Below are 9,962 nucleotides of genomic sequence, written 5' to 3' on the forward strand. Positions count from 1 at the left end.
AGGGTCCGTTGAAGTGATGAGGGCAGAAGATGTCGCTTACTGTCCTAGCCGGACCGGGGTTCAAAACCCGACAAAAAAACGTTAAGGCCTCATCAGGTCGTGCTTTCGACACGCACCCACCAGCGTGTACGTTGATGAACCCGTACGGGCAGCGTCTGCGGTAGCAGCCGAAGCAATTGTTCCGGGTCTTCGAGGCGGAATACGCCCGACAGGCGCAGGTCGGCAATCTCGTTGCTGCAGCCCAGGTAACCATGGCGATAACGGCTGACCTGCGCGAGAAAATCCGCGAGGCGCATGTTCTGAGTGACGATCAGCCCTTCAGTCCATGCCATCGCGTCCATGTCCATCTGTGCGATCCGTTGTGCGCCATGAGCATCCAGGCGCCAGTTCTGTCCACTCTCGATCCACTGCAGTTGGGCAATGCCAGGCCGGTGTATCGCCACTTTTCCGCGGCTGACGCTGACACGTGTGCAGTCGCTATCCTGATAGGCTACAAAGCGTCCTTCAAAGCCTTCCAGCAGCACGTCGCGGGTTTGTACAAACACGGGATGCCGGGGATTACACGTGATCATCAGTTCGCCATGCTTCAGGCGGACCAGACGCTGCCGATCAATGAAGGCCAGGTCCACGGCACTGCGGGTGTTGAGTTGCATCAGTGAGCCATCGGGCAGGGTGAAGACGCGCCGTTCGCCCGTGCCGGTGGCATAGTCCGATGCCCAGGCACTGACAGCATCGAGGTCTTTAGCCAGCCAGCTCGCCGATCCCGCCATGACAACGCCCCCAAGCAGCTTCAACGCCTGCCTTCGACGCAGGCGCTGCTGGCTGGTTTCCAGGGTCTGCAAAGCCAGCCCGGCACCGGGGATGGCGCGTAGGTCGAGGTTTTGATGCAAGTGCGTCACCCGCTGCCAGGCGTGTTCGTGTTCGTGGTGGGCACTGCGCCATTGCGCACACTGTTGTTGCAACGCCAGGTCGTGCCCACTCTCGCGCAACCGCAGCATCCACTGGATGGCCTGCTTGACCGCTTTCGTATCAGGGCGTGCGGCGGTCATCGACTCAGCACTCGTCCTGGTAGTGCAGCACGTAGCAGTGATAGAGCGCATCGGCAATGTAGCGTTCTACGGTGCGCACCGAGATCCCCAGCTGTTCGGCGATGGCCTGGTGCTTCAGCCCCTCGCATTGAGCCAGGAGGAATGCGCGACGTACCTTGGGTTTGAGGCCGTCGAGCATGCGTGCAATGCGCTCAAGCAACTCCAGTAGCAGCTCGCGGGTTTCGGCAGAGGGGGCCAATGCTTCCGGCACATGCGCCAAAGCCTCCAGGTAAGCCCTGTGCAGTTCCTCGCGCCGCCAGTGATCGATCACCAACCCGCGCGCTACCGTGCGCAGGAAGGCCCTGGGTGCATTCAGTTGCAATTGTTCACGGCGCTGTAGCAAGCGTACGAAGGTGTCCTGGGCCAGGTCGGCGGCATCGGCCGCATTGCCTAGCTTGCTGCGCAGCCAGGCATGCAGCCAGCCGTGATGGTCACTGTATAGCGTTTGCACGCAGTCGTTGCTGGGCATGGGGGAGGGGCGCCGGCATCAATGGACATGAATGATAATTAGTCTCATTGTTGGTGGCGCCGCATCAATTTGCAACCCATCTGGTCGCACGCTGCGCTAGGCGGCAGTGGGTTAGCGCCCCAGTTGTGTATCCAGGTACTTGCGAATTACCCGCGCCCCGCTGTTGAGATGCCGTTCCAGCACCGCTACCGCCTCATCCACCAGTTTGTCGCTGGCCGCATCCGCCAGTGCGTTGTGATCGTCCTGAGTGAGCTTGCCCAAGCCCATGGACGAAAGATGGAAGCGCAGGAAGCGCTCTTCCTCGTTCAGTTCGTTCTCGATCAGGCGCAGTAGCTTCTTGTTTGGTGCCCTGCTGTATAGCGCCATGTGGAACAGGCGGTTGAGGCGGCCGATTTCGGCGTGACGGGTTTCATTCTCCAGTTGCTGGATATACCCGCGGGCGCTGGCGATGTCGCTGGCATCGAGCAGCGGGATCGACTGGCGCAGCGCCTCACTCTCGAGCAATACGCGCAGGGCATAGGTGTCCACTGCATCCTCACCGATCAGCGGCGCAACCACAGCGCCCTTGTGCATCTCTACTTTCAACAGGGATTGCGCTTCGAGCTGGCGCAGGGCTTCGCGCACGGGCATGCGGCTGACACCGAACAAGGTGGCGAGTTCTTGTTGGCGCACGGCAGTACCTGGGGGTAAGCGCCCATCGAGAATGGCACTGCGCAGGCGCTCTTCGATCACGCCACGGGCCTGATGCGGCAGCAGCTGTTCGCTTGCCAGCACATTGCTCAGTTTGATTTTCTCGGCCACGCGACGTCTGCCTTAACAATGACTAAAGTTGGATCCAATGACAGTAGTAACAGCTTGTAAGGGTGTCAAACCTGCACCCGCACGGGTACGGGCGCCCCAAAAGCGCGGCTATGGTGGATGAAGTCGTCTGCCAAAGGAAGCGCCCTTCAGAAGGATATAACTAGAAAGTGTAGGCGGCCTGACAGGCGGGTGCATGATTGCAGGGTGCCATTGTCTTTTGTTGTGGCAAGCCCCACCATCGCTGCTTTCGACTGGTCTGAACAGGGCTTCGCAGTGGCGATATCCTGGTTGCTGAAAACCGTTGTGCGACGTGTCGGCTTTGCCGCGCTGCTGGGCAGTCTGCTGCTGGGCGGCTTGCACGCGGATTGGGATTTTTCCCAGATCAGCCGCAAGTCGCAGGCGCTCTACGGCCCGTTGGGTGCCGGGCAGGGCCGTATCGATGCCTGGCAGAACCTGATGGCTACGCAGAAGCAGGGGACTGAGCTTGAGCGGCTGCAAGTGGTCAACCGCTTCTTCAACCAGCAATTGCGCTATGTCGAAGACATCGACCTGTGGCATGAAGTCGATTACTGGGCCACGCCTGTGCAGGCACTGATCAAAGGTGCAGGGGATTGCGAGGACTACGCCATCGCCAAATATTTCAGCCTGCGGCGCATGGGTATCCCCAGTGAAAAACTGCGCATTACCTACGTCAAGGCGCTGCGACAGAACCGGGCACACATGGTCCTGACCTATTATTCAAGCCCACAGGCCCAGCCTTTGGTGCTCGACAGCCTGATGGACGCCATCAAGCCGGCAAGCCAACGTACCGACCTGTTGCCGGTGTACGCCTTCAATGGCGAGGGGCTGTGGCTGACGGGCGCTGCCGGGAACAAGAAGGTCGGCGATACCAAGCGGCTGTCACGCTGGCAGGATTTGTTGAAGAAAATGCAGGCCGAAGGGTTCCCGGCCGAGCCGGTTTACTGAAGGAGCACAGATGTCACTGTTCAAACAATTGCTGTTGGCCATTTGCCTGTTCCTGGTGGTCGCCTTCAGTGGCAGTTTCATGGTCAGCCTGGAAAGCTCGCGCAGCCAGTATGTCAACCAGTTGCGCTCGCACGCCCAGGACGCGGCGACCGCGCTGGCGCTGTCGCTGACGCCGAATATCGACGACCCGGCGATGGTCGAACTGATGGTTAGCTCGATCTTCGACAGTGGTTACTATGCAAGCATCAAGGTCGTCGACCTGGGCTCCAATGCTGTGCTGGTGGAGCGCCACGCTGAGCCGGACCCAGGTGGCGTACCGCGATGGTTCGTGCACTTGATCGGCCTTGAGGCTGCTGGTGGCGATGCCATCGTCAGCCGTGGCTGGCAACAGGCCGCGCGCGTTGAAGTGATCAGCCACCCGATGTTCGCCATTGCCAAACTTTGGCAAAGTGCTCTGGGCAGCCTGGGTTGGTTGCTGTTGTGTGGTGCGGCCAGTGCTGTGCTCGGTGCATTGCTGTTGCGCCGCCAGTTGCGGCCGCTGGACTATATGGTCGAGCAATCCCACGCGATTGCCCGCCGCGAATTCCTCAGCCTTCCAGAGCTGCCGCGCACGCCAGAGTTACGCCGTGTGGTGCAGGCGATGAACCAGATGGTCGAGAAACTCAAAGCGCTGTTCACCGAGCAGGCCGAGCGCAGTGAGCGGCTGCGTGCCGAGTCCTACCAGGACAGCCTGACCGGGCTGTCCAACCGCCGGTATTTCGAAATGCAACTGAACACCCGGGTGAGCAACCTGGAAGAGGCGCGCGCCGGCTACCTGCTGTTGCTGCGGGTTCAGGGCCTGGCCGGCCTGAATGCCCGCCTTGGCGGCCAGCGTACCGACCAGTTGCTGCAGGCAGTAGGCGAACAGTTGCGCCGCACCTGTGCAAGCTACCCGGAAACCAATGACCTGATTTCCCGCAGCCGCGGTGGCGAGTTTGCCGTGCTGGCGCCGGGCATGGTGCATGAAGAGGCTGTGCAACTTGCCCAGGCCCTGGAGGCGACGCTGCAGAGCCTGCACGAAACGGGTGCCAGTGATATCGACCCGGTCGCTTGTATCGGCCTGGCGCCGTTCAGCCCCGGTGACTCACCGCAGGCGTTGCTGAAACTCGCCGACGAGGCTCTGGCCCGTGCCGAGAACCAGCCAACGCCGGGCTGGGTGTGCCTTGAGCAAGGCGTTGCCGCAGTGGCTGGGGACAGCCAACATGCCTGGCACGAGCGGCTCGATCAGGCATTCGGCAATGGGCATTTCGAGCTGTTCTTCCAGCCAGTGGTGGATTGTGCTTCAGCGCAACGGGTACTGCACCACAAAGTGATTTCGCGTTTGCAGGATGGCCAGGGCGAGGCGTTGCCAGCGGGCCGCTTCCTGCCCTGGTTGGAGCGCTTCGGCTGGATGCCACGGCTGGATGTGCTGGTGCTGGAGAAAGTGTTGGCGCACCTACGAGGGCACGACCAGGTGCTGGCGCTGAACCTGTCCGCCGCCACCCTGGCCGACCCCAAGGCCCTGCAGCGCGTCTTCGAGCTGCTGGGCCAGAACGCGGCGCTCGGCCCGCGGCTGGTTTTTGAAATTGGCGAGGAGCAGTTGCCTGAACAGGCCGCCTTGGAGCAGCTCACCCGGCGCCTGCACGGGCTTGGCTTCGGCCTGGCGCTGCAGCGCTTTGGCGGGCGCTTCAGCATGATCGGCAACCTGGCGCACCTGGGCCTGGCGTACCTGAAGATTGACGGCAGCTACATCCGCAACATCGACCATGAGCAGCACAAGCGGTTGTTCATCGAAGCGATTCAGCGTGCGGCCCACAGCATCGATTTGCCGCTGATTGCCGAGCGGGTCGAGACCGAAGGGGAGCGGCGGGTGTTGCAGGAGATGGGCGTAGGTGGGATTCAGGGCCAGCTGGTCGGTGAGCCTGCGCCCTGGCGCTAAAGAGCTTTCCTGCCAGTTGCCTGATCTGACTCCCAGGCCTGACGCTGTGCATGTGGGAGCGGCCTTGTGTCGCGAAAAGGGCTGCATGGCAGCCCCAGTAGTTTATGCAGTAATGCGAAAATCCCGGGGCCGCGTTGCGGCCCTTTCGCGACACAAGGCCGCTCCCACAGAGAAAGCACGCGGCCTTGAGTCTGCCTTCTAGCGCTCGCGCAGCGCTTCCGAACGCGCCTTCATGATCGGCTTGAGCAGGTAGCTCATGATGGTCTTCTTGCCGGTCATGATGTCCACCGTCGCCACCATCCCCGGAATGATCAGCAGCGGCTTCTCGTCCGTCCCCAGGTGGCTGCGATCGGTGCGCAGCTTGATCAGGTAGTAAGTGGTCTTCTTGTCTTCATCGGTGATGGTGTCGGCGCCGATCTGCTCAAGCTTGGCCTTCAGCCCACCGTAGATGGTGTAGTCATACGCCGTGAACTTGACTGTCGCTTCCTGGCCAGGGTGCAGGAAGGCGATGTCTTTGGGCAGGATCTTCGCCTCGATGACCAGCGTGTCGTCCAGTGGCACGATCTCGATGATATCGCTGCCAGGCTGGATTACACCGCCAATGGTGTTCACCAGCAGTTGCTTGACGATACCGCGCACCGGCGAAGTGACCATGGTGCGGTGAACCCGGTCGTCCAGCGCTTTGCTGGTGGCGGTGGCCTTGTTCAGTTCGGTGCGCGCTTCGTTCAGCTGGGTTAGCGCTTCGCTGCGGAACTTGCCACGGGTCTCTTCGATCTTGCTTTGCACCTCGCGGATGGCAGCCTCGGCACGCGGGATGGCCAGTGCGGTGGAGTCCAGCTGACCGCGGTTTTCCACTTCAGCACGGCGCAGGCGCAGCACCTCAACCTGGGAAATCGCGCCGGTCGCCACCAGCGGTTCGGACATGCCGATTTCCTTGCGCAGCAGCTCAAGGCTGTTAGCGTACTGGGCGCGCTTGGAGCTGTATTCGCGCAGTTCCTGCTGGCGTTGGACCAGCTGCTGCTGCAGGCCGCCAATTTCATCCTGCAGTTGCTGGCGCCGGCTCTGGTACAGCGACTCTTCACTGGCCGCCTGGCTTGGCGCGGCTTTGCGCAGTTCTTCGTCGATCTTCAGCGGGCTGTCCTGGACCTCGGCGCTCAAGCGTTCGACCCGCAGGGCCATGGCCAGGCGGTCGGCCTCGGTTTCACCCACGTTGGAGGCGAAGCGGGTTTCATCCAGGCGTAGCAATGGCTGGCCGACTTCGACGATCTCCCCTTCCTTTGCGAAAATTTCAGCTACGATGCCGCCCTCCAGGTTCTGGATCTTCTGCACCTTGGACGACGGAATGGCCTTGCCTTCACCCCGTGTGACTTCGTCGATGGGCGCAACGCTGGCCCACACGATCAAGAACACGAAGAACAGGATCACGCCCCAAATGGTCAGCCGCACCACCCGCGGCGCATCCTCGATAAGGGCCTTGTTGACCTCCGGCAGCGGCTGGCCGCCAAGCGAGTCACTGCCTTTGAAATAGCGCCGCAGGCCGTCCTTGAACTGCCCCATATCCAGCTTATGCAACACTGATTTGCCCCTTCTTCAGCGCATCCATGACCGCGGCTTTCGGGCCGTCGGCGACAATCTGCCCGCGATCGATCACAATCAGCCGGTCCACCAGCGACAGCAGCGAGGCACGGTGCGTGACCAGTAGCACCGTCTTGCCTTCCACCACCGCTTGCAGGCGCTGCTTGAGGCGTTCTTCACCGGTGTTGTCCATGGCGCTGGTCGGCTCGTCCAGCAGCAGTATCTGTGGGTTGAGCAGCAGCGCACGGCCCAGGGCGACGTTCTGCCGCTGGCCGCCGGACAGGTTCTGACCGCGTTCACCCACTTGCAGCTCATAGCCGTCCGGGTGCAGCCGGGCGAACTCATGCACGCCCGCCAGTTCGGCGGCTTGCAGGATCAATTCGTCTTCGATGTAGCGGGCGCCGCTGACCAGGTTGTCACGCAAGGTGCCGGCCAATAGCTGGATGTCCTGCGGGACGTAGCCGATATTGTGGCGCAGTTCGCTGACATCGATCTGGCGAATGTCCACGCCATCGACCAGCAGTGAGCCACCATCGGCCTCGTACAGGCCGACGATAAGCTTGGCCAGCGAGCTCTTGCCCGAGCCGCTGCGGCCGATGATGCCGACCTTCTCGCCAGGGCGGATGGTGAGGTTGATGTTCTTCAGGGCCAGGTTCTGCTGGTTCGGGTAGGTGAAGTCGACCCCACGGAACTCGACGCTACCCTGCAGCACCTTGCGGCTCAGCGGGCGCTCTTCGAAGTTGCGCTCTTGCGGCAGCTCCATCATATGGTCGGTGGAGACCATGGTCACCTTGGCTTGCTGATAGCGGGCGAGCAGGCCATTGAGCTGGCCCAGCGGGCCGAGGGCGCGGCCGCTGAGCATGTAGCAGGCCACCAGGCCGCCCATGCTCAGGTTGCCGTCGATGATCAGGTACACGCCGACGCAGATCATTGCCACGCCTGCCAGTTGCTGGATCAGCAGGGTGATATTCATCGCCAGGCTCGACAGCACCTTTACACGCAGTTCCAGGCGGCTGAGGGTGCCGAGGGTCTGCTCCCACATGTACTGACGCTCGCTTTCGGCGTTGTTGACCTTCACCGCATCCAGGCCGGCCAGTGTCTCGATCAGGCTGGACTGGCGCTCAGAGGCCAGGGCCATGGTCCGTTCCATGGTCGCCATCAGCGGCCGTTGCAGGGCGTAGCCGATGCCCAGGGCCAGCGGGAAGGCAATAATCGGGATCCATACGAGGTGCCCGCCAATGATGGCGATGACGATCAGGATGAGGATGGTGAAAGGCAGGTCGATCAGGCTGGTCAGGGTCAGCGAGGCAAGGAAGTCGCGCAGGCCCTGGAACTCGTGAATGTTCTGAGCAAAGCTGCCGACCCGTGCAGGCCGGTACTTCATCGACATGCCGACGATGCGCTCGAACAGCGTTGCCGAGATGATCAGGTCGGTCTTTTTGCCGGCCAGGTCCAGGCACAGGCCGCGCAGGCCCTTGAGTATCAGGTCGAAGATATACGCGCCGGCGATACCGATGGCCAGCACCCAGAGCGTCGAGGTGGCCTGGTTGGGCACCACCCGGTCATACACGTTCATCACGAACAGCGGCGCGGCCAGGGCGATCAGGTTGATCACCAGGCTGGCGGCGATCGCGTCGATGTACAGCCACTTGCTGCGCAGCAGGGTGTCGCGGAACCACGACTTCGCCCGTGGGATGAGGTTGCCGTGGTTGACGTCGAACTTGTGCTGCGGCTGCGCAAAGAACACGCGGCCGCTGTAGTCGCTTTGCAGCGCTTCACGGCTGACGTGCACCTCGCCACCATCGCTCTCGCTGAGCAGCAGGCGTGCGGTGTCCTCATTTTCCCAGCCCAGCAGAACGGCGCTGCGGCCTTCCTTGAGCAGCAGCATGGCCGGCATGGCGATGCTCGGGATCTGCTCCAGCTTGCGCTGCAGCAGGCGCCCTTGCAGGCCTGCCCGGGCGGCGGCACGGGGCAGCAGCTCGGGGCTCAGGCGCTGGGCGGGCAGCGGCAGGCCTGTGGTCAACATGACCCGGCTGGCGGGTTTCTGGTGCAGCACACACAGGCTCAACAGACTATCCAGCAGGGGATCGTCATGCTGACTGCGTGGATCGTGGCTGAGTTGGACTCGACTGACTTCGGATTCCACGCGGCGCTCTCTTCATCCTTGTGGTGGGTGGGGTAGGTGTGCGGCCGTCAAAGGTCAGGCCGGCTCACCCTGGCAATCTATGGTGCTACCAAGCTGTGCGGATAAGGGCTATGACACCCTGAGGCTTGTGCAACTGGCCAATGGTCGCCCTGAATCGGTGTTGAGTAAACAATTCTAGGTGCTTCATTTTTACCAGACGTAGCGGCGCTATGAATGTTTCATTTTTGATCCAGCCATTAGGCTTGGCGCCAAGTTGCAGCATAGCCTGCCATCCAGCCTGCGGCGGCAGGGGCTTCGATATCCAGCTTAGTCATTGTCAGTAAACAGGCGCTGGTTAATTGGCGTTTGGTTGTAACTTGTTAGTCAAAATTCATCTATAGAAAGCAGATCCCTGGGCCGTCAGCGTTCGATAATCGCAAGCGGTTTCCCATGAGTGGGGCGGCAGTATTGGCGCACCCGTGCAGCATCTCTTTGATTTGCGACAATTCGCTGCTCGTGGTGTATGCACAATTGAAAACCTGTGCGGCTTGAGCGTGCAACGCATTCGCGATTCAACCTGCTTTCAGTCCGCTGGCAAGCCGCAACCCGGCAAGGTTTGTGCTTTATGGACATGCAGTGCCGGGGCGATTGACAGTGGTTTGAATGTTGACGCCAATAACACTGACCGCGCCCGATGAACGATGGCCTCGCCGCATCATCCATGGCGGCCCAGGTGTGTAAATAAGTACCTGGATCGAGGGATAAACAGGCTTTAGATGATGTACGACATTTGTCCTTGAGAAACGCTTGGCTAAGGTACAAATATCAATGTGACATTACATTGCCGATTGTTTAGGATGGCATGTATAAGGTCAATAGTTTGGCAGTTAAGCAATTCCAAATAGTTATAGACGGAATATTGACGTCAAAAAACGTCAAGAGATCATCTACATAGTTCCGCCTGAAGTGGCTAGCAAGCGC

The 9,962-nt window shown here is 60.9% G+C and carries 7 protein-coding genes; 2 read left to right on the plus strand and 5 right to left on the minus strand.

The features are described 5' to 3' along the window. Nucleotides 1-92: 92 nt before the first annotated feature. The 3 genes from ACNQP3_RS00630 to ACNQP3_RS00640 all read right to left on the minus strand — a co-directional run bounded on the left by ACNQP3_RS00630 (nt 93) and on the right by ACNQP3_RS00640 (nt 2,358). Complete coding sequence (locus tag ACNQP3_RS00630) at nt 93-1,049, minus strand: FecR family protein (protein ID WP_179028173.1); 957 nt, start codon at nt 1,047-1,049, stop codon at nt 93-95. 4 nt (nt 1,050-1,053) lie between these two features. Then, nucleotides 1,054-1,557, minus strand: a complete 504-nt coding sequence (locus tag ACNQP3_RS00635) for a sigma-70 family RNA polymerase sigma factor (protein ID WP_012269966.1) — start codon at nt 1,555-1,557, stop codon at nt 1,054-1,056. 111 nt (nt 1,558-1,668) lie between these two features. Further along, a complete protein-coding gene (locus ACNQP3_RS00640) occupies nt 1,669-2,358 on the minus strand; it encodes a GntR family transcriptional regulator (RefSeq protein ID WP_060494610.1) in 690 nt (229 codons plus the stop codon). 204 nt (nt 2,359-2,562) lie between these two features. On the opposite strand from ACNQP3_RS00640, the gene lapG reads away from it, so the two are divergent. Together lapG and lapD are read left to right on the plus strand one after the other, a co-directional pair. Next, nucleotides 2,563-3,324 (plus strand): cysteine protease LapG, encoded by a 762-nt coding sequence (lapG, locus tag ACNQP3_RS00645; protein ID WP_171577298.1) that lies wholly within the window; start codon nt 2,563-2,565, stop codon nt 3,322-3,324. 10 nt (nt 3,325-3,334) lie between these two features. Further along, nucleotides 3,335-5,281, plus strand: a complete 1,947-nt coding sequence (lapD, locus tag ACNQP3_RS00650) for a cyclic di-GMP receptor LapD (protein WP_012269969.1) — start codon at nt 3,335-3,337, stop codon at nt 5,279-5,281. A gap of 198 nt (nt 5,282-5,479) precedes the next feature. On the opposite strand, the gene ACNQP3_RS00655 is transcribed toward lapD, so the two are convergent. After that, a complete protein-coding gene (locus tag ACNQP3_RS00655) occupies nt 5,480-6,838 on the minus strand; it encodes an HlyD family type I secretion periplasmic adaptor subunit (RefSeq protein ID WP_069943456.1) in 1,359 nt (452 codons plus the stop codon). Nucleotides 6,839-6,845: 7 nt separating this feature from the next. Next, the gene (locus ACNQP3_RS00660) at nt 6,846-9,002 is read right to left on the minus strand and encodes a type I secretion system permease/ATPase (RefSeq protein WP_012269971.1); all 2,157 of its coding nucleotides are present in this window, start codon (nt 9,000-9,002) and stop codon (nt 6,846-6,848) included. Between the last annotated feature and the right edge of the window lie 960 nt (nt 9,003-9,962).

Source organism: Pseudomonas sp. LFS074 (genome assembly GCF_047978165.1).
In the GTDB taxonomy this organism is placed as follows: Bacteria; Pseudomonadota; Gammaproteobacteria; order Pseudomonadales; family Pseudomonadaceae; genus Aquipseudomonas; species Aquipseudomonas putida_P.

Coding starts and splice junctions, on each gene's coding strand:
- ACNQP3_RS00630 (WP_179028173.1), bottom strand. CDS start 1,049: ATGACCGCCGCACGCCCTGATACGAAAGCGGTCAAGCAGGCCATCCAG.
- ACNQP3_RS00655 (WP_069943456.1), bottom strand. CDS start 6,838: ATGGGGCAGTTCAAGGACGGCCTGCGGCGCTATTTCAAAGGCAGTGAC.
- lapD (WP_012269969.1), top strand. CDS start 3,335: ATGTCACTGTTCAAACAATTGCTGTTGGCCATTTGCCTGTTCCTGGTG.
- ACNQP3_RS00635 (WP_012269966.1), bottom strand. CDS start 1,557: ATGCCCAGCAACGACTGCGTGCAAACGCTATACAGTGACCATCACGGC.